Origin of the sequence: Parasphingorhabdus sp., from assembly GCF_036964565.1 — a bacterium.
GTDB lineage: Bacteria > Pseudomonadota > Alphaproteobacteria > Sphingomonadales > Sphingomonadaceae > Parasphingorhabdus.
Map to the genome: position 1 here is coordinate 1 of NZ_JBALTN010000017.1, position 24,054 is coordinate 24,054.

Consider the following 24,054-nt stretch of genomic DNA (forward strand, 5'->3'; position numbering starts at 1 on the left):
TAGCGGCGCACCTCGAGCAGCGCCGTCGGGTCGGCACCGGCGCGCATCGCGATCGCAGCCCGCTCCCCGTCCATCGCACGCAGCAGGATGCCGTGGTCGCGGGAATAGGCGTAGGGAATCGTCCTGGCGGGCGCAGCTACACCCGGGCCATCCTCTGCTTCGGAAACAACCGCCTCTGTTCCCCGGGCGATCTTCATCATCGATTCCCGCTGGGCTCGCTCGCCGGCAGCGGCGTCTGTTCGATCGCGCCGTCGTCCCTGACCGCAGGCCGGTCGCCCGGCGCGTAGATAATCTGGTCATCCGGACGCGCGTCCACCGACGGCGGCACGGTGCCGAGATAATCGCGCACCAGCGCGTCGAGGGACGGCTCCTCATCGGGATTCTGGATCAGCTGGCGCCCCCGGACATAGCCGTAGCGATTGCTCGAGAAGCGCCGCGCATCATTGGGATCCTTCAGGATCGTCGGCCGGATGAACACCATCAGGTTGGTCTTCACGCGCGACTTCCCGCGCGATTTGAACAGCTCGCCGAGAATCGGAATATCCCCCAGGAACGGGATCTTCTGGATCGTCCGCCGCTCGTTGTCGTCGAGCAGTCCGCCCAACGCGATGATCTCGCCATCGGCCACCGTCACCGTCGTGTTGATCTCGCGCTTGTTGATGATCAGTTCGTTGAAGTCGTCGGAAACCGGCCCGGCGATCGAGCTGACCTGCTGCCGCAATTCCATGCGCACCTCGTCACCGGCGTTGATCTGCGGCGTGACCTCCAGCTCGATGCCGACATTCTGCCGCTGGATCGTGCGGAAGGCATTGTCGAAATTGTCGGACAGCGCCTCGCCGGTCGACACCGGAATTTCCTGCCCGAACAGGATGCTACCCTTGAGATTGTTGTTCACCGTCAGCGACGGCGTGGACAGCACGTTGCTGTTGCTGTCCGACTGCACCGCGTTGATGATCGCGCCGAGCACCGCGCTGCCGCCGAGACTGGTCGCGAAACCGCCAAAACCGCCGCGCGCACGAAGCACCGCGTCGGCCGCATTCTGGCGCAAGGCATCGCCGACCGCGCTGTTGGTGGTGGTCGTTGTCGCGGTGTTGGTCGTGGTCGTCGTGGTCGTATCAAACTGGTCGGCCAGCAGACCGCCCGCAACATCGACGATATTGGGCGAGGCGTTGGAGAAATTGGTCACCGCAAACGGGACATTCTTGCCGCCGACCAGCCATTGCACGCCCAGTTCCCGGGCCAGCGTCTCCGAAATCTCGACGATGATCGCCTCGACCACCACCTGTTCCTGGCGCGTGTCGAGCTGGCGGATCAGTTCGCCGATCATCCGCTGAACGTCGGGATTGGCGGCGACGATGATCGCATTCGTGCCTTCCAGACGGGTGACGATCGACGGGCCGCGACTGGCGATGCCGTTGCCGCTGGATGTCGGTGCGGGCGCGGCCGCGCCCTCGCCGCCGGCCGCAGCGGCCACCGGTGCCGAACTTCCGCTCGTGCCCTTGCTGCCGAGCAGATTCTCGATCACCGGCAGCAAATCCTCGGCATTGGCATAGTCGAGCCGGTGGACCCGGATTTCCGTGCCCGATTCCGCGCCCTTGTCGAGATCGCGGGCCATTTGTGCAAAGCGCGAGACGACCCCGGGGTCGCCGCGCAGGGCAATGCTGTTGCTGCTGTCGATCGGCACCACGGTTACGGGTGCGCGCATCCCCTCGCCGCCGCCCTGGGCTGCCAGCGCCTGCAGCGACGTCGCGATTTCCCGCGCGCCGGCATTTTTCAGGGTGATGATCGTGCTCGCCGCGCTGTCGCGGTCGATCTCCCCGACCAGGCTGCGAATCCGCCGGATGTTGTCGGCATAGTCGACGATCACCAGACTATTGGCGTTGCGGTTGGCGGTGATCGAGCCCTGCTTGCTGACCAGCGGGCGCAGCGTTTCCAGCGCTTCGGACGCGACGATCGACTTGAGCCGGACGACCTCGGTGACTAGCTGGTTGCCCTCGGCCCCGCGCGAACCGATCCGCGTCGGCTGCGATGCCGCGCCGTCGGCCGGCTGGATGCGATAGGCGCCGCGGGTTGTCGGAATCGCGACCAGATTGTTGGCGCGCAACGTGGAGAGGAATATCTCGAAATATTCCGAGCGGCTCAGCGGCCGGTCAGTGACGACCGAAACCTTGCCCTGCACCCGGCTGTCGAGAATGAAGGTGCGGCCGGTGACCTTGGCTGCATCCTGGACAAACGCCCGGATGTCGGCATCGCGGACATTGAGCGTGTGCTGCGCGGAGGCGGGAACCGTCCAGATTCCAAGGGTCAGAGCAAGCACGGCCAGAATCCGGGCGATAAAACTACGCATCATTGGGCTCCCAGATTGACAGCGACCGGCACCGTGTCGGCGCCGCGCTCCACTTCGACGGACAGGCGCGCGCCCGGCCGGATTTGACTTTTCAAGGCTTCGATATCGCTGGTCGAACCGACCGGGCTGCCGTTTATCGACACGATGATATCCCCGTCGCGGAAACCCGCGCTCTTGAACAGGCTGCCATCGCCAAGCGGGGACATCACGATACCGGTGACCCGGCCCTGTTCGTTGCGCGGCGCCAGCGATGCGATGCCCGGTATTTCATTGCCGCCCAGGCCAAGCGAAGGGTTCGGCTGGGGGTCTTCGGTTCCGACGGTCTGGGCGGGCACCGACTGGTCGAGATAGAGACTTTCCAGCACGCCGCCACGACTTATGATGACATGGTCGAATTCCACGCTGTGCAGGGTCACCCCCGACATGATCTCCTCGCCGACGACATAATTTTCCTGGACGCCATCGGGGCCGGAGAGGATCGCCGATCCGAGCCCGGAAGCCTCGTTCATGCGGATGCCGAACAGGGTCAGCTGCAGCGAGGTGACGACATTGGCGCTCTGGGCGGCACCACCGCGAAAAAACGGATCGAAGCTGCTGAACAGCGACAGGCGCGATTGTGGCGAGAGGATCTCGACCTCATTCGCCCGATAATCGCCCACCGGACCCAGCGGCGTCAACACAAGCCACACCAGTCTGACCAGCTGAACCAGCAGCAAAGCCGCCAGTATCAGCAGAATGACAGGATAGATGCCCTGCTGGCGATACCAGCGGGTCATCATGCCAAATCTGTCCGAATAGCTGTTACCCACGAATCCCCGTAACCTTGCAACCGTGCAATCCCCGTCGCGCTATAGCGATTTCACGACCATTCGACGACTCATTGATGACAGATATATTACAGGATCGTCTGGATCGGAAAAACAATCAGGGCAATTGCATGTTGAGGAGCGCTCCCAGATCGTCCAGCGCCTGCTGCTCCGACGACACCTTGATCGCCGCCATGCCCAGCGCCGCAGCCGGTTTGCAATTGATCCCGAGATCGTCGAGATAGATGCACCCCGCCGGTTCGACGTTCAGCGCCTCGCACATCATCTGGTAGATGCGCGGATCGGGCTTGCGGATCCCCGCCTTGCTGCTTTCGATGATATGGTCGAAACGCTGCATGATATCCTTGACCGCTGCGGCCTTCTCGTCATCCATCGCCATGCCCGAGCCCTTGCCGGCCGGGACGTTGTTGGTGATGCAGGAGATGCGGATCCCCTCGGCCTTCAGCCGGTCGAGCGTCGCGACCATTCGCGGCCGCACGTCGCCGGCCAGCCGCGCCAGCACGTCGGCGCCGCGCAGTTCAATGCCGATAGAGCGCGCCTCTTGTGCAAATGCCTCGTCGAAGCCGGCGGAATCGAGCTCCGCCCGCTCGAACCGTGCCCAAGCATTCTCGTCAGGATTGGCACTGTTGATCTGGCGGACACTGTCCTTCGGCACGCCCTTCTCGGCTTCCAGCCGGTTAAAGGCTTCGAAGGGTGATGACGTGATGACGCCGCCAAAATCGAAAATCACGGTCTCATAGGTCATGCAACGGTTGCTCCAAAAATTGATCCGATGGCGGCGGTCGCGGCCATCGCGGCGGCGCCCCAGAAGGTGACGCGGACAACGGGTCGTCCAATCGGCGCCCCGCCCAGAATCGCGCCCGCAGCGCCCAGCGCCGCGAGCAGCACCAGCGCCGCGCCGGATACGATCCAGATCAGCGCCTGTCCGGTGAAGAGCGAAGCGAGAATCACCGGCACGATCGCACCCGCCGCAAAGGCTAGGGCAGAAGCAAGCGCCGCCTGCAGCGGCCGAGCGGCAAAATGCCTGCTCAGCCCGAGCTCGTCGCGCAAATGGGTGCCCAGCGCGTCATGCGCCGTCATCTGGTCGGCGACCTGTTCGGCCAGCTCTTTTGTCAGCCCGCGGTTCTTGTAGATCGATATCAGCTCGAGTCGCTCGGCCTTGGGCTGATTTTCCAGCTCCCAGGCCTCCTTGGCCCGCTCCGCCTTCTCGCTGTCGGCTTGCGAGCTGACCGACACATATTCGCCGGCCGCCATCGACATCGCGCCGGCAACCAGCCCGGCAAAGGCGGTGAGCAGGATGGTCTGCTGCGATGTGGCCGCCGCCGCCACCCCGACGACCAGGCTGGCCGTCGAAACAATCCCGTCATTCGCTCCCAGCACCACAGCGCGAAGCCAGCCGACGCGGTCGATCCGATGGGTTTCATTGTGCATTCTGGACAACGGACATTCCTATTTGTTGAGATATTCCAGCTTCATGCCCGGCCGTTTCCAGCGGGTCTTGACCAGCTTGCCGGTCGCAGACAGGCAGATCCACGCGTCCATCATGTCGTCGCCGCCAAAGCAGATATTGGTGGTGAAGATATCCGGCGTCGCGACAAATTCCACCAGCTCGCCTTCCGGCGAAATCACGCTGATCCCGCTCTCGCCGATGGTGGCGACGCAGATATTGCCGCACTCCTCCATCGCCAGGCTGTCGAAGAACTTGTAGCCCGAGGGGCGGTAGACCGGGATGCCCGGACCACCCGGCCCGGCATCCGGCGCAACCTTGCCGGGGGCGGTGATATTGAATTTCATCAGTCGGCAGGTGAAGGTTTCCGCAGCATAAAGCGTCTTGCCGTCTGGCGAAATCCCGATGCCATTGGGATTATTGGACGGAAAAATCACTTCCTCCAGATGGCTGCCGTCGGCCTTGCCATAGAAAATCCCGACGATGTCATGGCAGCGCTTTTCATAGTCGGTCTTGCCGTGATCGGTGAACCAGAAGCCGCCATGGGTATCGAACTGGATGTCATTGGGACCGCGCAGGATACAGCCGAAATCGCCGTCATTATAGAGCGTCTCGACTTCACCCGTCTCCGGATCGACCCGCTGGATACTGCCGCCGACATAATCCTTGGCGATCCCGGCTGGCGTCAGATAGCCGTCCTTGTCGTGATATTCGAACCCGCCATTGTTGCAGACGTAGATTTTGCCGTCCGGTCCCATCGCTGCGCCATTCGGGCCGCCACCGGTTTTCGCGACCAGCTGCTTGGTCCCGTCGGGCAGGACCCGGGTGAGCTGCTGTGCCTCGATCTCGACCAGGATGACGCTGCCGTCCGGCATCGCGATCGGCCCTTCGGGAAAGCGAAGGCCCTCGGTGACTATCTCCATCAAAATCTCCTCTCCTATTTTGTCACAGTCATTGCGGGAAACCGGCGACAAGTCTAGTGCCAAGAGCAACAGTTTGAGGAGCAACCATGGCCAAAGCATATCCCGAAAAATTGCAACTCCATATCGATGGCGAATGGATCGACGGCGGCGATCGCGCCATTCACCAGGTCGTCAATCCGGCGAACGGACAGGTCATCTCCGACCTGCCAAAGGCAAACGGGGCCGATCTCGACCGTGCGCTCGATGCGGCCGACCGGGCCTTTCCCCTGTGGCGCGACACGCCGGTCGGCGAACGCGCGGCGATCCTGCACAAGGCCGCCGACCTGATGCGCGAGCGCGCACCAGAAATCGGCCGCCTGATGACCGCCGAACAGGGCAAGCCGCTGCCCCAGGCAATCGGCGAGGTCACCGCCTCCGCCAATCATTTCGACATCATGGCCGAGGAAGCCAAGCGCTGCTACGGTCGCGTGCTGGTCCGCCCAGCCGGCCAGAACAGTTTTGTCAAATATCAGCCGGTCGGCCCGGTCGCCGCGTTCAGTCCGTGGAATTTCCCGGTGTTCACGCCGGTGCGCAAGCTCGCGCCCGCGATTGCCGCCGGCTGCTCGATCATCCTAAAGCCGGCCGAGGAAACCCCGGCCAGCCCGATCGAGATGGTCCGCTGCCTCCTCGATGCCGGCCTGCCCTCGGGCGTTGCCCAGGTCGTGTTTGGCGACCCGGCGGAAGTCTCCAGCCATCTCATTGCCTCGCCGGTGATCCGCAAGATCAGCTTCACCGGTTCCGTCCCGGTCGGCAAGCATCTGATGAAGCTCGCCGCCGAGGGCATGAAGCGCACCACCATGGAACTGGGCGGCCACGCGCCGGTGCTGGTGTTCGACGATTGCGATCTGGAAAAGACGCTCGATCTGGTAGTCACCGGCAAATATCGCAACGCCGGCCAGGTCTGCGTCTCGCCCACCCGCTTCTACGTCCAGTCGGGCATTTATGACCGCTTCGAAAAGGCCTTCACCGAACGCGCTGCGAAGGTCAGCGTCGGCGACGGCTTCGGCGACGGCATCGAAATGGGTCCGCTGGCCAATCCCCGCCGCCCCAGTGCGGTCGGCGACATGATCGAAGATGCCCGGTCAAGGGGCGCCGAGGTCAGGCTCGGCGGCAACCGGCAGGACAAGGACGGCTTTTTCTTTGATCCCACCGTCCTCTCCCACGTCCCGCTCGACGCCACGATCATGAACGACGAGCCTTTCGGTCCGGTCGCGGTGATGCGGCCGTTCGACACGCTCGACGAGGCGATCGAACAGGCCAACCGCCTGCCGCTCGGCCTCGCTGCCTATGCCTTTACCCAGAATTTGCACACCGCGAACATGGTCGGCGACAAGATCGAGGCGGGCATGGTCGCGATCAACAATCTCACAGTCAGCCCCGGCGACGCGCCGTTCGGCGGCGTCAAGGAAAGCGGCCACGGATCGGAAGACGGACCGGACGGCCTGAAAGCCTATATGGTCACCAAGGCGATCCATCAGGCCTGAACTATTGCCTCTCCCTTAAGGGAGTTCAAATCGACTTCGGGTAGATCATGCCCCCGGCATGATCTAGAAATGATATGGGGTATTATTTCGTCCCGAAATCGATTTGAACTGGTTGCGACGACTTGGCAACTTGTTGCCTAGTCATAGCTGGGTGAGGGTGTACACTGTCTCGTGGGCAGAACACCCTCATCCAACTCCGCCTAGCCAGCAAGCTGGCAAGGCTTTGTATCCTTCTCCCTCACGGGAGAAGGGATTGAAGGACGAAGCAATGAAAAAACGCACCGGGGCACAGATACTCGTCGACCAGCTGGTCATCCAAGGCACCGAACGCATCTTCACCGTGCCCGGCGAGAGCTTCCTCTCGGTGCTCGACTCCCTGCACGACTGCGGCACCATCCAGACCGTCTCCACCCGCCAGGACGGGAGCGCCGCCTTCATGGCCGAGGCCGACGGCAAGATGACCGGAACGCCCGGCATCGCCTTTGTCACGCGCGGCCCCGGCGCGACCAATGCCAGCATCGGCGTCCACGCCGCGATGCAGGATTCGACCCCGATGATCCTGTTCATCGGCGACGTCGCCCGCGACGATCGGGATCGCGAAGGCTTTCAGGAAGTCGATTTCACCGCGATGTTCCGGCCGCTCGCCAAATGGGCGGCGCGGATCGACAATGCGGCGCGCATTCCGGAATATATCGCCCGCGCCTTCGATACCGCCAGCTCGGGCCGCCCCGGCCCGGTGGTACTGGCGCTGCCGGAGGACATGCTGCGCGACGAGGTCGAGGCACTTGACCGGCCGAAGGTGGTCGCCCCGGCGCAGCCGCTCTGCCCCGACGCGATGACCACGCTCACCGACATGCTGCGCGATGCCACCGATCCGATCGCGATCGTCGGCGGTGCCGGCTGGAGCGCCAAGGCCAGGCATTATTTCGCCGAATATGCCGAGCGCATCGGGCTTCCCGTGGCGGTGGCCTTCCGGCGGCAGGACAATTTCCCCAATGAAAGCCCGGTCTATGCCGGCAATCTCGGCTACGGCCCCAATCCGAAGCTGACCCAGCGGATCAAAGACGCCGATCTGGTACTCGCGGTCGGCGCACGGCTTGGCGAGGCGACCACCGACGGCTACACGCTGCTGACCCCGGACCATCCGGGGCAGATCCTGGTCCATGTCCATCCGGATCCCGACGAGCTTAACCATGTCTATCGCACCGACCTGCCGATCTGCGCCGAAATGGACGAATTTGCCGAACAGGTGGCGCTGTGGGATGACGATCTGCTGCCCTTCGACGCCGGCAAGGCCGCCCACGCGGACTATCTCGATTGGTCCAGCCCGAAGCCGACCGCGGCCAAACTCGACCTCGGAATGTGCGTCGCGGCAATGCAGGAGCAGTTGCCCGCCGACGCGATCATCTGCAACGGCGCCGGCAATTTCTCCGGCTGGTGGCACCGCTACTGGACATATGGCACCTTACCCAGCCAGCTCGCCCCGACCTCCGGCGCCATGGGCTACGGCGTCCCCGCCTCGGTCGCCGCGGCGCTGCGCTTCCCCGACCGCGTCTCGGTGGTGGTCGCCGGCGACGGCGATTTCATGATGAACGGCCAGGAGCTGGCCACCGCGGTTCAATATGACGCCGATCTGCTGGTGCTGGTGATCGACAATGGCAGCTTCGGCACCATCCGCCTGCACCAGGAACGCGAATATCCCGCGCGGCTGTCGGCCACATCGCTGAAAAACCCGGATTTCGCCATGCTGGCCAGGGCTTATGGCGGCTGGAGCGCGACGGTGGAAACCACCGATCAATTCGCGCCTGCGCTGGCGGAAGCGATGCTGCAGAAGGGGCTGCGGCTGCTCCATCTGAAGACCGATGTGGAGTTTCTGACCGCTGCCGGTGCGACGGTAAGCGGACTGCGGGCAAAATAAGGCGGCAGGCAGGCTAGCCCGCCATCGCCAGGATCGCCTCCCATTCGCTCTCGGTCACCGGTGCCACCGACAACCGTGATTGCCTGAGGATCGCCAGATCCTCGAGCTTCGGATTCTGCTTCATCGCTTTCAGCGACACCGGCTTGTCCAGCTTGCGCACCGGCTTCACCTTGACCACCACCCAGCGCTCGGGGTCGGTCGTCACATCGGGGCTGTGTTCCTGCGAAACCTCCATGATCCCGACCACTTCCAGCCCCGTGCGCGAGTGATAGAACAGCACCTGGTCGCTCTTCTGCATCGCCTTCATGTTGTTCGACGCCTGGGCATTCTTGACGCCGTCCCAGGTCCCCTCGCCCTCGGCGACGAGCTCATCCCAGCCATAGACATCCGGTTCCGATTTCATCAGCCAGTATTGCGGCATTGCAGGCTCCTCAATTTTTTCTGGTTATCATTTCTAGCCGTTAGTGGCGAGCTTGTCGAACCACACCTCGCGAACGAAAAGCGCCGTTGAGCTGCGCTCGCCCTTCGGGTCGTCAAGCTCAGGGCTAACGGCAGCAATGAATTCCAGCCAAGCGAAAAAGCTTTCCCAACCCCCAAAAAAAAGGCCCCGCAATCCAGCGGGGCCTTTCGGATCAGCAGGTCAGGGCCATCATGCCGGCATCAGCAGATTGTCGACGATGTGCAATGTGCCATTGCTCGACGTCACGTCGGCCTTGACGACCCGCGCCATGTTGCCGGCGCCGTCTTCGAGAACGATCGCATCCCCGTCCATCGAGGCCTTGAGAGTGCCGCCGCCAACGGTGGGAATGCTAGCGGTGCCACCACCATCGGTGATCGCCTTGCTGATGTCTGCCGCGGTCATGCCGCCCTTTACCAGGCCATATTCGGCAATCGCGGCCAGCTGTTCCTTGTTGTCGGCCGACAGCAATTCGCTCAGCTTCTCGGCCTCGATCTTGTTGAACGCCGCGTTGTTGGCGACAAAGGCGGTATAGGGACCATTGTCCTGCATTTCGGCACCAACGCCGGAAAGGCCAACCATCATGCTTGCCGTGCTCAGGTCGGCATCGTTCTGCAATACGGCGATCATGTTGGTGGGCTGTGCTTCATCGGCCATGCGTGCGTCGAGAACGGCCTGTTCCTCCGGGCTGAGTTCCTGCGAGCATGCGGGGACAAGCGCGAGGAGGGAGGAGGCCAGGATAATCTTGGGGGCGTTGAACATGAATTTCCTTTCTTGTGGTCAATCCGCTTCCCGCAGTTTGCGGGTAAACGATGATGAAATTCGTACGCGCGCGTAACCCACGGGGGCCGGGAAAGCAAACCCACAATAATGCCAATGGAAAAGGGCTCCGCCAGCTGGCGAAGCCCTTCCTGTCATCCTAGTTCGAGGGATGAAAACTAGCCAGGCATGACAACCGTATCGATCGCGTGAACCACACCGTTGGAGGCATCGACGTCGGCCATGACGACCGTCGACTTGCCGCCGGCGCCGTCTTCGAGAACAACCGATTCGCCATCGAGCGTCGCCTTGAGCGTGGCGCCCTGAACGGTGGTCAGCGTAGCGGTGCCGCCGCCGTCGGTGATCGCCTTGACAATATCCGCGGCCTTCATTTCTCCGGCAACGACATGATAGGTCAGCAATGCCGTCAGGTCAGCCTTCTTTTCGGGGGTGAGCAGGTCGCTCAGCGTTGCGGAATCGACCTTGGCGAAAGCGGCATTGGTCGGAGCAAAAACGGTGAACGGTCCATCTCCGCTGAGCGTCTCGCCGAGTTCGGCAGCGGTCACGGCGGTCACCAGCGTCGAGAAGTCGGGGTTGCCTGCAGCGACATCGACGATTGTGCCGGTTTCGGTGGTCGCAGCCGTGTCCATCATGGCATCGGTCGACCCTTCATCGACAGCGGCCTGGGGGGCTTCGCTCGAGCAAGCTGCAAGAGCCATGACGGCGACGGAGGTAAGAATTGTTTTGGAGGAAATACGCATGATAACCCTTTCAAGTTTACAATTCATCCCTTCGATTCGCATGTGCGAAGGGATTTTTGATATTTGCAGGATGGGCCAGTTGCGGACCGGATCAAACCTGTCCTTTTGGTCGTATGGTGTGGGTCAGCTCTTGCCGAGGTGGATGAAATCCCGGTCAAAGCCCTTCAGGTTCGCTCCGCCATCCACGCAGATCACCTGCCCGGTAACCGATCGGGCACCTGCCAGATACAGGACGGCATCGGCAATATCGCCCGGGTCGGGCAGCCGGTCGAGCGGCATCATCGCGGTGATCTCGGCCAACTGGTCCGCGGCATATTCCCCTGCTGTCAGGGTCAGGCCCGGGGCCACGCCGTTGACCCGAAGCCGGCTGGCACAGGCCACGGCCAGCGACCGCACCGATTCTGCCAGCGCCTGTTTTGACAGGGTATAGCTCAGCTGATCGCGATTGGGATTGCGAACGCGCTGATCCAATATGTGGACAACGCAGGCCCGTTCGCTCGCCCCGGCGCGGCGTTGATGCAGCGCGGTCGACAGCAGCACCGGCACCAGACTGTTGACCCGGTAATGCGCGAGCATCGTCGCCTCATCGACCGACTCGGCATCATCCTGGCCGAAGATCGAGGCGCTGTTGACGATCAGGTCGGGCGTTCTGCCAAAATGGCCGATCACCTGGTCGAGCAGCGCCTCGGCGGCACCCTCGGTCATGAAGTCCTGCTGGAAGCCCGACCATTCGCTGCCCCTCGCGCCGAGTGTTTGTGCAAGCCGGTCCTCGGGAACGGCATCGCTGTTGCCGTGCAGCGCCAGCGCATATCCGGATTCGGCCAGTCGCGCAGCGATCACCGCACCCACCCGCTTCACGCCGCCGGTGACCAGCGCGAGCGGCGCGGTCATCGCCTGCCCCGGCTGAGCGTGATGCCGATCTGCTCTCCCTTTTCGGAGATCAGCAGCTTGACGATCTTGACCGTCACCCGGAGCACATTCTTGTCCTGCAGGAACAAGGTCTCGATAATATGGTCGGCGACCGCCTCGATCAGCTTGAAATGCAGGCCTTCGGGCAGCGCTTCGGTCGCGGCATGCTTCAGGTCCATGTAGTTTTTCGAATGATCGAGCGGCGTGTCCGCCTCGTAGCGTTCCTGCACCTTCATTTCCGCCGCGATCGAAATGCGCAGCGGCTGCGGCAAATGGGTCTCTTCGGAATAGATCCCGGTCAGCACGTCAACGTCGAGATCGTTGACTTCCAGAAGCAATGTATCGGTCATCGATAATCCCTGACCATGTTCGGGGCGAAATGGCAAGTCACGCCGACCAGCGCGCGAATATCGCGGTCGGCAACAGCAGCCCGCGCGCCTCTTCCCGCACCGCCAGTTCGCCGACCTCGATCCGGCCGCCGAGATGCGCCAGCTTCTCGTTGAGCAGGGCGCCCAGCGCCAGCGCCGACATGCGCACCGCATAGACGGTCAGGAACAGGCAGCGGCTGTCACCGTCCAGCAGCTTGCCGCAATTCTCGACCAGCCCGGCCAGATTTTCCTCGAGCCTCCAGATTTCGCCATCCGGACCCCGGCCATATTTCGGCGGATCGAGCAGGATCGCGTCATAGCGCCGTTCGCGCCGCACTTCCCGCGCGGCGAATTTGGCGGCATCGTCGATGATCCAGCGGATCGGCCGCTCGCTCATCCCCGACAGCGCCGCATTGTCGCGCGCCGCGGACACTGATTTCTTCGACGCGTCGACATGCACCAGATTGGCACCGGCCGCCGATAGCGCCAGCGTGCCCACGCCGGTATAGCCGAACAGGTTCATCATCTGCGGCGATTCGACATCCTGCAGATTGCTCCGAAACCAGCGCCAGACCGGATCCATGTCGGGAAAATAGGCGAGATGGCGAAACGGGGTGCATTGCGCGGTAAAGCTCACCTCTTCCCAGTCCAGTTGCCATCCCTCTTCCGGCACATGGCTCTCGAGATGCCAGCGACCACCGCCGTCCTCGTCGGATGCGGGGACAAACTCGCCATCGGCGCGCCAGTCGTCGCTCGCCGGTGCCCACATTGCCTGCGGCTCGGGGCGGATGAAATGAAACGTGCCATAGCGTTCCAGCTTGCGGCCGTTACCGGAATCGATCAGCGCATAGTCGCTGCGCGGATCGCTGATCATGACTATCGGGGCGGAAGCGCTTTCAGCCATCGGAAGGCGTGGCGTTGGACATGACAAACTGTTTCACCGCCTCATATTCGCCGGGCAGCCTGGTATATTTTTCCTCGCGGTCAAACAGGTCGCCGACCCGCCGCGGCAAGGCCGGGCGGATACCGGTTGCGCGTTCCACCGCATCGGGGAATTTCGCCGGATGGGCGGTCGCCAGTGTTACCACCGGCACAGACGGATCAAGGTCAAGCTGTTGCGCCGCTGACAATCCGATCGCGCTGTGCGGATCGATCACCTGGCCGGCGCGATCCTGCGCCCAGCGCATTGCCAGCGCCATATGGTCCGGATCGACGCGGAAACTGGTGAACAGCGACGCCGCTTCCTGTTGCATCGCCGGATCCAGCTGCATCTTGCGGGATTGCTCGAAGCCCGCCATCCGGTCGGCGGTTTTGCCGCCATCGCGTCCTTCCAGGTCGAACAGCAGGCGTTCGAAATTGCTGCTGATCTGGATGTCCATGGACGGCGCTGCGGTCGCGGTGACGGTGCCGGTCGAATAGTCGCCGGCGCTCAGCGCCCGGTGCAGGATGTCGTTGACATTGGTCGCCACGATCAGCCGCTCGATCGGCAGCCCCATCCGCTCGGCAACATAGCCTGCAAAGACGTCGCCGAAATTGCCGGTTGGCACCGAAAAGGCGATCTTGCGATGCGGTCCGCCGAGCTGGCTGGCGGCATAGAAATAATAGACAACCTGCGCCATCAGCCGCGCCCAGTTGATCGAATTGACCGCCGAGATCGAGAAACGGTCGGTCACCTCGCGGTCCGCAAACATCCGCTTGACCATCGCCTGGGCGTCGTCGAAGCTGCCGTCGATCGCGATATTGTGGATATTGGGCGCCCGCACCGTGGTCATCTGCCGCCGCTGGACATCGGAAATCCGGCCGTCGGGGTGAAGCATGAAGACATCCACCTTGTCCCGCCCGGCCAGCGCGTCAATCGCTGCCGAACCGGTATCTCCGGATGTCGCACCGACCACCGTCAGATGCTTGTCCTGCCGCGCCAGGAATTTCTCGAACAGCAGGCCGAGCAGCTGCAGCGCCACGTCCTTGAACGCCAGCGTCGGCCCGTGAAACAGCTCGAGCAGCCATTGCCGGCCATCGAGCTGGACCAGCGGCGTCACCGCCGCGTGGGAAAAGCGTCCATAGGCCTGTTCGCAAAGATCGCGCAGCTCCGCTTCGTCAAGCGCGTCGCCGACGAACGGCTGCATCACCCGCACCGCGACCTCCACGTAGGAAAGCCCCGCCATCGCGGCAATCTCGTCCTTGCTGAACGACGGCCATGACCGCGGCACGTATAGCCCGCCATCGCCCGCCAGTCCGGCGAGAGTTACCTGTTCGAAATTCAGTGCCGGCGCTGCGCCGCGGGTCGAGATATAATCCATGATGGCGAGCGGGTTAGCGGCAGCGCCCGGTCAGGGCAAGAACTATGCATTGACGGTTTGTGTAGCGGAACCCGTCTCGAGCTGTTTTTTCAGCCGGTCGAGCCGTTCCACTGCCTTTGCCGCGTGCGGCCCGATCCAGCGTTCGTGGATCGCATGGATCGGCAACGGATTGAGATAATTCCAGCGCTCGCGCCCTCGGCGGTCCACGATTATCAGGTCAGCCTCCAGCAGAACCTTCAAATGTTGCATCACCGTGCAACGGTTGAGTTCCGGAAAATGCGCGCAAAGCGTCCCGGTGGTCAGGGGCTGGTCGCGCAAGTCATCCAGGATCTGACGGCGGACCTTTGACGCAAGGGCCTTGAAGACCCGATCGTGGATTTCGCTGCTTGACATGTTAGTTTTTTATAACATATTATTTCTGGACGGAGCAAGGGAGAATCACCATGGATTTGAAATTCAAAGTTAACGCCCATATTGCAAAGCCCGTTGCAGAAGTATTTGAAGCCGTGGCCAACCCGGAAAAACTGTCGGGCTATTTCACGACCGGCGGGGCGCAGGGCCGCCTGGAGACCGGGGCGACGGTGATGTGGGACTTTCATGATTTTCCCGGTGCGTTTCCGGTGGAGGTGACAGAAGTCATCCCGAACGAGAAAATCTCCATCTTGTGGAATGCCTCCGACAGTTCGGAGGGTGATCCGTACAAGGTCGCCGCCACGATGACCTTTCAGTCGCTAGACGACGGCCGGACTCTGGTGACCATTGCCGAAGGAGGCTGGCGGCCAACCGAAGCCGGTCTGGCCAGCTCCTATGGCAATTGTTACAGCTGGACCCAGATGCTGTGCGCGCTGAAGATGTGGATCGAGCATGGCATCAATTTGCGCGAAGGCTTCTTCAAGTAGCGGGCCCGGTTCATTAGGCCCTGTTCCGGCCACGCAGCGCGATCAGGAAAATCACCAGCGCGATGCCGGCGAACAGGAACCACTGCACCGCATAGGACAGGTGGTTGTTGGGGATGTCCTCCAGCGCCGGCGGCTGGCTCTGCCGCAGTCCCGCTACCGGTTCGCTGGCAACCAGCCGGATCACCGACTGGCTGTCGGGGGCAATGATGCCCTCGACCATGCCGCCATCCCATTGCGGATCGTCCGGTCGTTCCGACCAGCCGGCGACGACTTGCGCGCCGGGGCCTTCCGCGCCCGCGGTCCGGCACTGGGCAATATGCGCCCATCCGGATGCACCGCTGGCGCTGCGGCCGCTGGTAGCGCGCCAGCCGACGACCGCGAGGCAGTTGACGCTCGACTTGCGAAAATAGGGGGGATTTTCCGGGTCTGGCACCGCCGGATAGGCAATGGCCGGCAGGTCGGAGACAGCCGCGTAGCTTTCCAGCAGGCTATTTTTCCATTCGGCCCGCTGCAGTTGCCAGATGCCGAGGCCGATCATGATGGCGACGGCGGCGAGCACCAGCATGGTGACGAAGACGGGCAGCCGCTTCGTCATGAATCGTCCCGCGAGTCGATCCGGCCTTCCCGGGCCTGGTTGCGATGTTCGAGAATCAGCAGCAACGCCTTCGATACCCGCAGCGACCCGACCACGGCACCGACGGTCAGCGGCACCCACAGCAGCACGTGGACCCAGATCGGCGGATGAAGATTGGCTTCGACCGCCAGCGCCAGGCCGAGCACGACCGCGCCGACGATCAGCGTCAGGAAGGCCGCCGGGCCGTCGCCGACGTTATACTGGCTGAAGTCCAGCCCGCAGCCCCGGCATTTTTCGGAGAACCGGGTGATATGGGCAAACAGCGTCTTCTGCCCGCATCGCGGACAGAGACCAAAAAGGGCAGCAGGAAGAACATCCGGCTGCCCTTTTTCATTTTGGGTTTCGTTCAACGCAATGGCCTAGTGAACCGGCGCGCCCCAGCCGCCCCAGACGTAGACGACGATGAACAGGAACAGCCAGACGACATCGACGAAATGCCAGTACCAGGCCGCCGCTTCAAAGCCGAAATGCTGCTGCGGGGTGAAATGTCCCTTGTACGTGCGGGCCAGGCAGACGATCAGGAAGATCGTGCCGACCAGAACGTGGAAACCGTGGAAACCGGTCGCCATGTAGAAAGCCGAGCTGTAGTTCAGGCCGGCAAACGGGAACGGAGCGACGCTATATTCATAGGCCTGGATCGCCGAGAACAGCGCGCCGAGCAGGATGGTCAGCCACAGGCCGGTCTTCAGGCCCTTGCGGTCACCGTGGATCAGCGAGTGATGCGCCCAGGTGACGGTGGTGCCGGAGCAGAGCAGGATCATCGTGTTCAGCAGCGGCAGTTCAAACGCGTTGAGCACCTCGATGCCCTTCGGCGGCCATTGCAGCAGCGCCGCGGCGCCTTCCTGGCCGATATAGTTGGTGACGACGCCATCGACCATTTCCAGCGGCTGGGGGAACAGGGCGAAATCGAACCAGGCCCAGAACCAGCCGACGAAGAACATCACCTCCGAGGCGATGAACAGGATCATGCCGTAGCGCAGGTGCAGCTGCACCACCGGCGTATGGTCACCGGCATGGGCTTCCTTGATCACGTTCGACCACCAGGCATAGAAGGTCAGGGCAACGGCCGACAGGCCGATCGCAAAGATCAGCGGGCCGAAGGAATAGATATCGTCGTGCATCCAGCGAATGCCGCCGATGGCCATGGCAAAGGCGGAAAACGAGCCGACCAGCGGCCAGATGTCGGGTGGAAGGATATGATAATCATGATTTTTGGCACCGGCCATAATATTTCCCTAACCTTGTCTCAAATTTCTCTTAGCTATCGCTCTTGCCGGCGTCTAGCGCCTGCTCGTCGGTGGAACGATAAAAGGTATAGCTCAGCGTGATTTCCTGAATGTCCTTGGTTTCCGGATCATCGAGTATCGCCGGATCGACATAATATAGCACCGGCATCCGCATCGTCTGTCCCGGCTTCAGCACCTGCTCGCTGAAGCAGAAACACTGGACCTTGTTGAAATATTGCCCGGCCAGCAGCGGCGTGACGTTGAAGGTGGCGGTTCCGACCACCGGCTGGTCGCTGTTGTTGGTGGCGATGAAGATCGCCATGTCGCGGGCACCGACGGTCACGTGATCGACCGCCTGCTCCGGCTTGAACGACCATGGCAGGGCCGAATTGACATTGGAATCGAACCGCACCGACATCACCCGGCTGGTGCTCTGGACGGTCGCTGCCTGGGCTTCGCCCACGCGCTGGGTCGTCCCGCCATAGCCGGTGACCCGGCAGAAGACTTCATAGAGCGGCACCGCTGCAAAACCGAGGCCGAGCATGCCCAGCCCCATCGCGCCTGCCATCAGGGCGCTGCGCCGGTTCCTGCCGGAAAGCGAGCTTGGCGCGAAGGCCATCAGGACCCCGACCCGATTTTCACGATGGTGATCAGGTAAAACAGCACGACCATGAACATCAGCAGCCCGGCCATGATGATCGCCCGCTGCTTTTGCCGGGCCTGGAACAGCTTCTGCTCTTCGCGGGTCATCGGCGCCTTGTTGGGATCAATGTCGCTCATGCCAGGATCAACCGGTCGGCCACTACCGCTGCGAACAGCGCAAACAGGTAGAGGATGGAGAATTTGAACAATCGCTTCTCTGCCGCCATGTCCTTCGGCTCGGTCGTCCGGCTGCAGCCGACCTGCCAGGACAGGCCGCAAAAGACGGCGCTCAGCGCCATCGCCGCGGCACCATAGATCGCGCCGGCCAGGCCGAGCACGAAGGGCGCAACCGCCACCGCCGCCAGAATCACGCTATAGCCGAAAATCTGCCGACGGGTCGACTGGCGCCCCGCCACCACCGGCATCATTGGCACGCCGGCCTTGGAATAGTCGCTGTTGACGAACAGCGCCAGCGCCCAGAAATGCGGCGGCGTCCAGAAGAAGATGATGGCAAACAGCAGCACCGGCATCAGCGTCACGTCGCCGGTCACCGCGGCCCAGCCGATCGCCGGCGGGAAGGCACCGGCGGCGCCGCCGATCACGATATTCTGCGGCGTGCTGCGCTTCAGCCAGATGGTATAGACGACGGCATAGAAAAAGATCGAAAAGGCCAGAAAGGCGGCGCTGAACCAGTTGACCGCGACACCCATCAGCAGCACCGAGAAGACCGACAGGCCGATGCCGAAATGCAGTGCGGTTTCGCGGTCCATCCGTCCGGCGGGCAAGGGCCGCTGGCTGGTCCGTTTCATCACCGCGTCGATATCCGATTCATACCACTGGTTGAGCGCGGCCGAAGCCCCTGCCCCCAGGCTGATCGCGAGGATCGCGGTAAAGCCGATCACCGGGTGGATGCTGCCGGGCGCCGCCAGCAACCCGCACAGAGCGGTAAAAATGACCAGCGACATCACGCGCGGCTTGGTCAGCGCAAAGAGATCCTTCGCGCTGGCCAGGCCTTGTATCGAGTGTGACACCGTGGTCATTTTGTCTTCCAAGCTTCCGGTTGCCCCTCAGATCACTTGATCTGCGGGAGCGTTTCGAACTGGTGGAACGGCGGCGGGCTGGACAGCGTCCATTCCAGCGTCGTTGCACCTTCGCCCCAGTAATTGCCGACAGCCTTGCGGCCGGCAAACAGCGAGTAGCCGATGTTGACGAAGAAGATCAGCACGCCGACCAGCATCACGGCATAGCCGAGAGAGCTGATCTGGTTCCAGTAGGCGAACTGCTCCGGATAGTCCGCATAGCGCCTCGGCATGCCCTGCTGGCCGAGGAAATGCTGCGGGAAGAACAGGATGTTCACGCCGATGAAGAAGATCCAGAAATGGAGCTGCCCCAGCAGTTCATTGTACATCCGGCCCGACATTTTCGGGAACCAGTAGTAGAAGCCGGCGAAGATCGAGAAGACCGCGCCCAGCGACAGCACATAGTGGAAGTGGGCAACCACATAATAGGTGTCGTGCAGGTTGTCGTCGATGCCGCCATTGGCCAGCACGACGCCGGTCACGCCACCGACGGTGAACATGAAGATGAAGCCAAGCGCCCACATCATCGGCGTCTTGAAGCTCATCGATCCGCCCCACATCGTCGCGATCCACGAGAAGATCTTGATGCCGGTCGGCACCGCGATCACCATCGTGGCTGCGGTGAAGTACATCTTCACGTTGACCGACATGCCGGTGGTGAACATGTGGTGCGCCCATACGACGAAGCCGACCACGCCAATCGCGACCATGGCATAGGCCATGCCGAGATAGCCGAACACCGGCTTGCGGCTGAAGGTTGCGACGATATGGCTGATCATGCCGAAACCGGGCAGGATCATGATATAGACTTCGGGGTGACCGAAGAACCAGAACAGATGCTGGTACAGCACCGGATCACCACCGCCAGCGGCGTCATAGAAGGTCGTGCCGAAATTGCGGTCGGTCAGCAACATCGTGATCGCCGCAGCCAGTACCGGAAGCGCAAGCAGCAGCAGGAATGCGGTGACCAGCACCGACCACACGAACAACGGCATTTTGTGCAGGGTCATGCCCGGCGCACGCATGTTGAAGATGGTGGTGATGAAGTTGACGGCGCCGAGAATCGACGACGCGCCGGCAAGGTGGAGCGACAGGATCGCCATGTCCACCGCCGGACCCACCGACCCGCTCGTCGAGAGCGGCGCGTAGACCGTCCAGCCGGTGCCGGCACCATTGCCGGTACCGCCGGGAACGAAGGATGAGCCAAGCAACAGCAGGAAAGCGGGAACCAGCAGCCAGAAGCTGACATTGTTCATCCGCGGGAAGGCCATGTCCGGCGCGCCGATCATCAGCGGCACGAACCAGTTGCCGAAGCCGCCGATCATCGCCGGCATGACCATGAAGAAGACCATGATCAGGCCGTGCGCGGTGATCAGCACGTTCCACAGGTGGTAGGCCTGGTCGAGCGACGCTTCGCTGCCGTTGGAAATGCTGGCCCATGCCTGCAGATACTGGATGCCGGGTTCGGCCAGCTCGAGGCGCATCAGACCGGAAATCGCACCGCCGATGATACCCGCGACAATCGCGAAGATCAGATAGAGGGTGCCGATGTCCTTGTGGTTGGTCGACATGAACCAGCGCTGGAAAAAGGCCGGCTTGTGATCCGCGTCATGCGCGTGATCATCGATATGGCCATCTGCTGTGATTGTTGTCATGGTCACTTACCCTTATTGCGTAACTGGCGCGGCAGCCGCAGGTGCGGCCGATCCGGTGGAATTCGCGGGCACCATTTCCGGCGCCACGACAGTGGAGGTTTCTTCTTCCGCGCCAGCGCCTTCGGCACTGACTTCGTTCATGGCTGCCTCGCCCTTGACGGTGCCGCCGTTGGCGCGAACCCAGTTGTCGAATTTTTCCTGTGACAGAACTTCAACGGTGATCGGCATGAAGCCGTGCCGCGCGCCGCACAATTCGGAACACTGGCCGTAATAGACGCCCTCGCGGTCGATCTGCAGGACCTTCTCGTTGATCCGGCCGGGGACCGCGTCAAGCTTGAACCAGGCCGAAGGAAGGGCGAAGCTGTGAATGACGTCGGCGGCGGTGATCAGGAGCTTGACCGGCTTACCCACCGGAATGACCATCCGGTTGTCGGCGGCCAGTTGATAAGGCTCTCCGCGGGCATCCGCTTCCTCTTTGGTCAGCATATTGGAAATGACTTCGAAATCGCCGTTGTCGGGATAGCTGTAGCCCCAGTACCACTGGTATCCGGTGACCTTGACGGTCAGCGCATCTTCCGGTGCCGGCTCGAACTGGCGGGCCAGCAGGCTGATCGACGGCACCGCGATGACCACCAGGATCAGCACCGGAATCACCGTCCAGATAATTTCAATGAACGTATTGTGGGTCGTTTTCGACGGTTCGGGGTTGGCGCCGCGCCGGAAGCGGATGACCACCCAGAACAGCAGGAACAGAACCAGCAGGCTCACGCCGACCATCATCGGCACCAGAATGGCATTGTTGATCCAGTGCGCGGTTTCGCCGGTTTCGCTGAACTGCTGCTGGAAATCGATGCCGCCATCGACCGGCATGCCGATCCCCGGGGTTGGCTTCATGGGGGTATAAAGCGCAGGATCCAGCCCCGAAGGAGCCGCTTCGGCCGCAGCCGGTGCATCTGCTGCTTGCGGCGCACTGGTCGCTGCCGGATCAACGACCGGCGCTGACGGCAATGCTTCCTGCGCCGACAATGCTGCCGGCGTGAGAATCAGGCCGATGGCCAAAATCCAAGCTTTCACAAAATGAGTCATATATCGCTCAACCCTATCTTACCCCAAATTTCGGTAGTTTTCCGGCAATCACTCGACAGATGGAATCGGCGAGTACGGCCTGAAATAGTCCGATTGGGGCGGCTTATAGGCATGGTTGCCGTAAGCCTCAAGCTACCGAATGGATATTTTTTCAGTTTTTTGACCTTAATTTCTCTGGCATTGCGGCGGCAATATGCCCATTTGGGCAGAAGCAAGGGGAACAGTGCGGGATGAACGAGTGACCGAAGAAGAGATATTAGCCGAATTCAGAGCCAGCAATGCCTTGCTGGAGGGCCATTTCATCCTCTCTTCCGGCCGCCACGGCGCCCAGTATCTGCAATGCGCGCGGGTGCTGATGAACCCGCAACGGGCGGCGCGCATCGCGGCCGCGCTGGCCCAAGCCATCCCGCAGAATATCCGCCGGTCGATCGATATCGTCGTATCTCCCGCAATGGGCGGCGTGATCATCGGACATGAAATGGGCCGCGCCCTTGGCCTCGACGCATTGTTTCTCGAACGGCCCGAGGGCACATTCGAGCTGCGCCGCGGCTTCCGGCTGGAACCGGGCCAGAAGGTGCTGATGATGGAAGATGTCGTCACCACCGGCCTGTCGTCCCGCGAAGCGATCCAGGCGATCGGCGATGCGGGCGGCGAGGTGATCGCCGCCGGGGCGCTGGTCGACCGGTCGAACGGAGCGGCGCAATTCGACGTACCCTTCTTCCCGCTGCTGACGCTCGACATTCCCTCTTACGCCGCCGATGATCTCCCCCCCGAACTGGCGGCCATCCCTGCCGTCAAGCCCGGCAGCCGCGCCGAGGTGCCGGCCGCGTGAGCGATCCGCGCGCTCTCAGGCTCGGCGTCAATATCGACCATGTTGCCACCATCCGCAACGCCCGCGGCGGCGACCATCCGGAGCCGGTGCGCGCAGCCCTGATCGCGGCCGAAGCCGGCGCCGACGGCATCACCGCCCATCTGCGCGAAGACCGGCGCCATATCCGCGACGATGATCTGACGGTGCTGATGGACAGCCTGACCATTCCGCTCAATCTGGAAATGGCGGCGACCGACGAAATGTTGGCCATCGCCCTGCGCCACAAGCCGCACGCCGCCTGTATCGTCCCGGAAAATCGCGAGGAGCGGACCACCGAAGGCGGGCTGGATGCGGCCGGCATGCACAACCGGCTCGCCGATTTTGTCGGCCAGCTGAAAGAGGCCAATATCCGCGTCAGCCTGTTCATCGAGCCCGACCCGCGCCAGATCGAGGCGGCCATCCGCCTCGGCGCGCCGGTGGTCGAGTTTCACACCGGCCATTATGCCGAACTCGGCGGTGCCGAACGCGAAACCGAATTGCGCCGGATCGCCGATGCCGCTGCGCTGGCGTCCAAAAACGGCATCGAACCCCACGCCGGCCACGGCCTGACCTTCGACAATGTCATCCCGATCGCCGCCATTCCGCAGCTCCGCGAACTCAATATCGGCCATTTCCTGATCGGCGAAGCCATTATCAGCGGCCTCGACGGCAGCATCCGCCAGATGCGCGCATTGATGGATGATGCGCGGTGATGGAACAAACTCCAGTATCTCGCCGAACGGTCAACAAAACTCTCTGGATCTTGCCAATTGGTATGTTTGCCTTACTTTCTGTATACTCCCTCGGCATGATGTCCGTGATCGGATTTGCGTGGGAGCTACGTCCATGGTGGCACAACCTGCAACTTTTGCTGATTTTCTGTATAATTCCCCTTATTGTTAGCGGTAGATTGTTGCTCCTCGCGTCGGAAGCGCGAACGCGTCATGGCAATCGCCGCGAGACCCGGCAACTTTCTTGGTCCCTCACTGTCTTTCCAGTGGTTGTGGCCATCAACATCGGTTGGGGATTAATTTAAAATGATCATCGGTCTCGGCTCCGACCTCTGCAATATCGAGCGGATCCAGAATTCGCTCGACCGGTTCGGCGAGCGCTTTGAGCTGCGCGTGTTCACCGAACTCGAACGCGCCAAGGCGGCGCGGCGCCCGTTCACCAAGGCCGGCACCTACGCCAAGCGCTTCGCGGCCAAGGAAGCCTATTCGAAAGCCGTCGGCACCGGCTTTCGCGCCGGCGTGTTCATGAAGGACATTGGTGTGATCAATGCAAAGAGCGGCGCGCCGACGCTGGCCCTCACCGGCGGCGCCAAAAAACGCCTCGACGCGCTGACTCCGGCAGGATATGAGGCCTTCGTTCATCTCACACTCACCGACGATCATCCATGGGCGCAGGCGTTCGTGATCATCGAAGCCCACCCGCTTTAATCACG

27 protein-coding genes and 1 pseudogene are annotated in these 24,054 nt (G+C 62.2%); 6 read left to right on the top strand and 22 right to left on the bottom strand.

Going from position 1 to position 24,054, the window contains the following annotated elements; genetic code table 11:
- From V7650_RS16985 to V7650_RS17010, 6 genes and pseudogenes are all read right to left on the bottom strand, one after another.
- Window positions 1-197 (bottom strand): annotated as a pseudogene (locus tag V7650_RS16985) (type II secretion system protein GspE); the annotation flags it as partial.
- Entirely contained in the window at window positions 197-2,347 is a 2,151-nt protein-coding gene (gene gspD / locus V7650_RS16990) for a type II secretion system secretin GspD (protein ID WP_335657443.1), read from the bottom strand. The pseudogene V7650_RS16985 and the gene gspD, both read right to left, overlap by 1 nt.
- Window positions 2,347-3,156 (bottom strand): type II secretion system protein N, encoded by an 810-nt coding sequence (locus tag V7650_RS16995; protein ID WP_335657404.1) that lies wholly within the window; start codon window positions 3,154-3,156, stop codon window positions 2,347-2,349. Before V7650_RS16995 ends, gspD begins: the two co-directional genes overlap by 1 nt.
- Before the next feature lie 115 nt (window positions 3,157-3,271).
- Window positions 3,272-3,919 (bottom strand): HAD-IA family hydrolase, encoded by a 648-nt coding sequence (locus V7650_RS17000; protein ID WP_335657405.1) that lies wholly within the window; start codon window positions 3,917-3,919, stop codon window positions 3,272-3,274.
- Window positions 3,916-4,605: a VIT1/CCC1 transporter family protein gene (locus V7650_RS17005; RefSeq protein ID WP_442955327.1), complete on the bottom strand. Its 690-nt coding sequence runs from the start codon at window positions 4,603-4,605 to the stop codon at window positions 3,916-3,918. The genes V7650_RS17000 and V7650_RS17005 overlap by 4 nt, the downstream gene beginning before the upstream one ends.
- Before the next feature lie 18 nt (window positions 4,606-4,623).
- Entirely contained in the window at window positions 4,624-5,544 is a 921-nt protein-coding gene (locus V7650_RS17010; protein WP_335657407.1) for an SMP-30/gluconolactonase/LRE family protein, read from the bottom strand.
- Window positions 5,545-5,630: 86 nt separating this feature from the next.
- On the opposite strand from V7650_RS17010, the gene V7650_RS17015 reads away from it, so the two are divergent.
- Both V7650_RS17015 and V7650_RS17020 read left to right on the top strand, forming a co-directional pair.
- Window positions 5,631-7,067 (top strand): NAD-dependent succinate-semialdehyde dehydrogenase, encoded by a 1,437-nt coding sequence (locus tag V7650_RS17015; protein ID WP_335657408.1) that lies wholly within the window; start codon window positions 5,631-5,633, stop codon window positions 7,065-7,067.
- A 268-nt stretch (window positions 7,068-7,335) separates the two neighbouring features.
- Window positions 7,336-8,985, top strand: coding sequence for a thiamine pyrophosphate-binding protein (locus V7650_RS17020; RefSeq protein WP_335657409.1), 1,650 nt, complete (start codon window positions 7,336-7,338; stop codon window positions 8,983-8,985).
- A 13-nt stretch (window positions 8,986-8,998) separates the two neighbouring features.
- On the opposite strand, the gene V7650_RS17025 is transcribed toward V7650_RS17020, so the two are convergent.
- The 8 genes from V7650_RS17025 to V7650_RS17060 all read right to left on the bottom strand — a co-directional run bounded on the left by V7650_RS17025 (window position 8,999) and on the right by V7650_RS17060 (window position 14,932).
- A complete protein-coding gene (locus V7650_RS17025) occupies window positions 8,999-9,406 on the bottom strand; it encodes an EVE domain-containing protein (RefSeq protein WP_335657410.1) in 408 nt (135 codons plus the stop codon).
- Window positions 9,407-9,634: 228 nt separating this feature from the next.
- Window positions 9,635-10,204: a fasciclin domain-containing protein gene (locus V7650_RS17030; protein WP_335657411.1), complete on the bottom strand. Its 570-nt coding sequence runs from the start codon at window positions 10,202-10,204 to the stop codon at window positions 9,635-9,637.
- A gap of 176 nt (window positions 10,205-10,380) precedes the next feature.
- Entirely contained in the window at window positions 10,381-10,962 is a 582-nt protein-coding gene (locus tag V7650_RS17035; RefSeq protein ID WP_335657412.1) for a fasciclin domain-containing protein, read from the bottom strand.
- 123 nt (window positions 10,963-11,085) lie between these two features.
- Window positions 11,086-11,853, bottom strand: coding sequence for an SDR family oxidoreductase (locus V7650_RS17040; RefSeq protein ID WP_335657413.1), 768 nt, complete (start codon window positions 11,851-11,853; stop codon window positions 11,086-11,088).
- Window positions 11,850-12,221, bottom strand: a complete 372-nt coding sequence (locus tag V7650_RS17045) for a dihydroneopterin aldolase (protein WP_335657414.1) — start codon at window positions 12,219-12,221, stop codon at window positions 11,850-11,852. Before V7650_RS17045 ends, V7650_RS17040 begins: the two co-directional genes overlap by 4 nt.
- A gap of 37 nt (window positions 12,222-12,258) precedes the next feature.
- Complete coding sequence (locus V7650_RS17050) at window positions 12,259-13,143, bottom strand: class I SAM-dependent methyltransferase (protein ID WP_335657415.1); 885 nt, start codon at window positions 13,141-13,143, stop codon at window positions 12,259-12,261.
- On the bottom strand, window positions 13,136-14,539 hold the full coding sequence (thrC, locus tag V7650_RS17055) for a threonine synthase (RefSeq protein ID WP_335657416.1): 1,404 nt from the start codon (window positions 14,537-14,539) through the stop codon (window positions 13,136-13,138). Before thrC ends, V7650_RS17050 begins: the two co-directional genes overlap by 8 nt.
- Before the next feature lie 42 nt (window positions 14,540-14,581).
- Window positions 14,582-14,932, bottom strand: coding sequence for an ArsR/SmtB family transcription factor (locus V7650_RS17060; RefSeq protein WP_335657417.1), 351 nt, complete (start codon window positions 14,930-14,932; stop codon window positions 14,582-14,584).
- 50 nt (window positions 14,933-14,982) lie between these two features.
- On the opposite strand from V7650_RS17060, the gene V7650_RS17065 reads away from it, so the two are divergent.
- Window positions 14,983-15,438 carry an SRPBCC domain-containing protein gene (locus V7650_RS17065; RefSeq protein ID WP_335657418.1) on the top strand — a complete coding sequence of 152 codons (456 nt, stop codon included), beginning with the start codon at window positions 14,983-14,985 and terminating at the stop codon, window positions 15,436-15,438.
- A gap of 13 nt (window positions 15,439-15,451) precedes the next feature.
- On the opposite strand, the gene V7650_RS17070 is transcribed toward V7650_RS17065, so the two are convergent.
- Genes V7650_RS17070 through coxB form a run of 8 tightly spaced genes read right to left on the bottom strand, consistent with a single transcriptional unit; the run spans window position 15,452 to window position 21,760 of the window.
- On the bottom strand, window positions 15,452-16,033 hold the full coding sequence (locus V7650_RS17070) for an SURF1 family protein (protein ID WP_335657419.1): 582 nt from the start codon (window positions 16,031-16,033) through the stop codon (window positions 15,452-15,454).
- Window positions 16,030-16,428, bottom strand: a complete 399-nt coding sequence (locus V7650_RS17075) for a DUF983 domain-containing protein (RefSeq protein ID WP_442955328.1) — start codon at window positions 16,426-16,428, stop codon at window positions 16,030-16,032. The genes V7650_RS17070 and V7650_RS17075 overlap by 4 nt, the downstream gene beginning before the upstream one ends.
- A gap of 3 nt (window positions 16,429-16,431) precedes the next feature.
- Complete coding sequence (locus V7650_RS17080) at window positions 16,432-17,298, bottom strand: cytochrome c oxidase subunit 3 (RefSeq protein WP_335657421.1); 867 nt, start codon at window positions 17,296-17,298, stop codon at window positions 16,432-16,434.
- A 31-nt stretch (window positions 17,299-17,329) separates the two neighbouring features.
- Window positions 17,330-17,917, bottom strand: coding sequence for a cytochrome c oxidase assembly protein (locus tag V7650_RS17085; protein WP_335657422.1), 588 nt, complete (start codon window positions 17,915-17,917; stop codon window positions 17,330-17,332).
- Window positions 17,917-18,078: a hypothetical protein gene (locus V7650_RS17090; RefSeq protein ID WP_335657423.1), complete on the bottom strand. Its 162-nt coding sequence runs from the start codon at window positions 18,076-18,078 to the stop codon at window positions 17,917-17,919. The genes V7650_RS17085 and V7650_RS17090 overlap by 1 nt, the downstream gene beginning before the upstream one ends.
- Complete coding sequence (locus tag V7650_RS17095) at window positions 18,075-18,980, bottom strand: heme o synthase (protein ID WP_335657424.1); 906 nt, start codon at window positions 18,978-18,980, stop codon at window positions 18,075-18,077. The genes V7650_RS17090 and V7650_RS17095 overlap by 4 nt, the downstream gene beginning before the upstream one ends.
- A 32-nt stretch (window positions 18,981-19,012) precedes the next feature.
- Window positions 19,013-20,674 carry a cytochrome c oxidase subunit I gene (gene ctaD, locus V7650_RS17100; protein ID WP_335657425.1) on the bottom strand — a complete coding sequence of 554 codons (1,662 nt, stop codon included), beginning with the start codon at window positions 20,672-20,674 and terminating at the stop codon, window positions 19,013-19,015.
- 12 nt (window positions 20,675-20,686) lie between these two features.
- Complete coding sequence (coxB, locus tag V7650_RS17105) at window positions 20,687-21,760, bottom strand: cytochrome c oxidase subunit II (protein ID WP_335657426.1); 1,074 nt, start codon at window positions 21,758-21,760, stop codon at window positions 20,687-20,689.
- A gap of 238 nt (window positions 21,761-21,998) precedes the next feature.
- On the opposite strand from coxB, the gene pyrE reads away from it, so the two are divergent.
- From pyrE to acpS, 3 genes are all read left to right on the top strand, one after another.
- Entirely contained in the window at window positions 21,999-22,592 is a 594-nt protein-coding gene (gene pyrE, locus V7650_RS17110; protein ID WP_335657427.1) for an orotate phosphoribosyltransferase, read from the top strand.
- Window positions 22,589-23,323: a pyridoxine 5'-phosphate synthase gene (locus V7650_RS17115; RefSeq protein ID WP_335657428.1), complete on the top strand. Its 735-nt coding sequence runs from the start codon at window positions 22,589-22,591 to the stop codon at window positions 23,321-23,323. Before pyrE ends, V7650_RS17115 begins: the two co-directional genes overlap by 4 nt.
- Before the next feature lie 324 nt (window positions 23,324-23,647).
- Window positions 23,648-24,049 carry a holo-ACP synthase gene (gene acpS, locus V7650_RS17120; RefSeq protein WP_335657429.1) on the top strand — a complete coding sequence of 134 codons (402 nt, stop codon included), beginning with the start codon at window positions 23,648-23,650 and terminating at the stop codon, window positions 24,047-24,049.
- The last annotated feature ends 5 nt before the right edge of the window (window positions 24,050-24,054 follow it).

Coding starts and splice junctions, on each gene's coding strand:
- V7650_RS17090 (WP_335657423.1), bottom strand. CDS start 18,078: ATGAGCGACATTGATCCCAACAAGGCGCCGATGACCCGCGAAGAGCAG.
- coxB (WP_335657426.1), bottom strand. CDS start 21,760: ATGACTCATTTTGTGAAAGCTTGGATTTTGGCCATCGGCCTGATTCTC.
- acpS (WP_335657429.1), top strand. CDS start 23,648: ATGATCATCGGTCTCGGCTCCGACCTCTGCAATATCGAGCGGATCCAG.
- V7650_RS17005 (WP_442955327.1), bottom strand. CDS start 4,605: ATGCACAATGAAACCCATCGGATCGACCGCGTCGGCTGGCTTCGCGCT.
- V7650_RS17050 (WP_335657415.1), bottom strand. CDS start 13,143: ATGGCTGAAAGCGCTTCCGCCCCGATAGTCATGATCAGCGATCCGCGC.
- gspD (WP_335657443.1), bottom strand. CDS start 2,347: ATGCGTAGTTTTATCGCCCGGATTCTGGCCGTGCTTGCTCTGACCCTT.
- V7650_RS17020 (WP_335657409.1), top strand. CDS start 7,336: ATGAAAAAACGCACCGGGGCACAGATACTCGTCGACCAGCTGGTCATC.
- V7650_RS17080 (WP_335657421.1), bottom strand. CDS start 17,298: ATGGCCGGTGCCAAAAATCATGATTATCATATCCTTCCACCCGACATC.
- thrC (WP_335657416.1), bottom strand. CDS start 14,539: ATGGATTATATCTCGACCCGCGGCGCAGCGCCGGCACTGAATTTCGAA.
- V7650_RS17025 (WP_335657410.1), bottom strand. CDS start 9,406: ATGCCGCAATACTGGCTGATGAAATCGGAACCGGATGTCTATGGCTGG.
- V7650_RS17040 (WP_335657413.1), bottom strand. CDS start 11,853: ATGACCGCGCCGCTCGCGCTGGTCACCGGCGGCGTGAAGCGGGTGGGT.
- V7650_RS17070 (WP_335657419.1), bottom strand. CDS start 16,033: ATGACGAAGCGGCTGCCCGTCTTCGTCACCATGCTGGTGCTCGCCGCC.
- ctaD (WP_335657425.1), bottom strand. CDS start 20,674: ATGACAACAATCACAGCAGATGGCCATATCGATGATCACGCGCATGAC.
- V7650_RS17060 (WP_335657417.1), bottom strand. CDS start 14,932: ATGTCAAGCAGCGAAATCCACGATCGGGTCTTCAAGGCCCTTGCGTCA.
- V7650_RS17010 (WP_335657407.1), bottom strand. CDS start 5,544: ATGGAGATAGTCACCGAGGGCCTTCGCTTTCCCGAAGGGCCGATCGCG.
- V7650_RS17065 (WP_335657418.1), top strand. CDS start 14,983: ATGGATTTGAAATTCAAAGTTAACGCCCATATTGCAAAGCCCGTTGCA.
- V7650_RS17035 (WP_335657412.1), bottom strand. CDS start 10,962: ATGCGTATTTCCTCCAAAACAATTCTTACCTCCGTCGCCGTCATGGCT.
- V7650_RS17015 (WP_335657408.1), top strand. CDS start 5,631: ATGGCCAAAGCATATCCCGAAAAATTGCAACTCCATATCGATGGCGAA.
- V7650_RS17030 (WP_335657411.1), bottom strand. CDS start 10,204: ATGTTCAACGCCCCCAAGATTATCCTGGCCTCCTCCCTCCTCGCGCTT.
- V7650_RS17045 (WP_335657414.1), bottom strand. CDS start 12,221: ATGACCGATACATTGCTTCTGGAAGTCAACGATCTCGACGTTGACGTG.
- V7650_RS17085 (WP_335657422.1), bottom strand. CDS start 17,917: ATGGCCTTCGCGCCAAGCTCGCTTTCCGGCAGGAACCGGCGCAGCGCC.
- V7650_RS17095 (WP_335657424.1), bottom strand. CDS start 18,980: ATGACCACGGTGTCACACTCGATACAAGGCCTGGCCAGCGCGAAGGAT.
- V7650_RS17000 (WP_335657405.1), bottom strand. CDS start 3,919: ATGACCTATGAGACCGTGATTTTCGATTTTGGCGGCGTCATCACGTCA.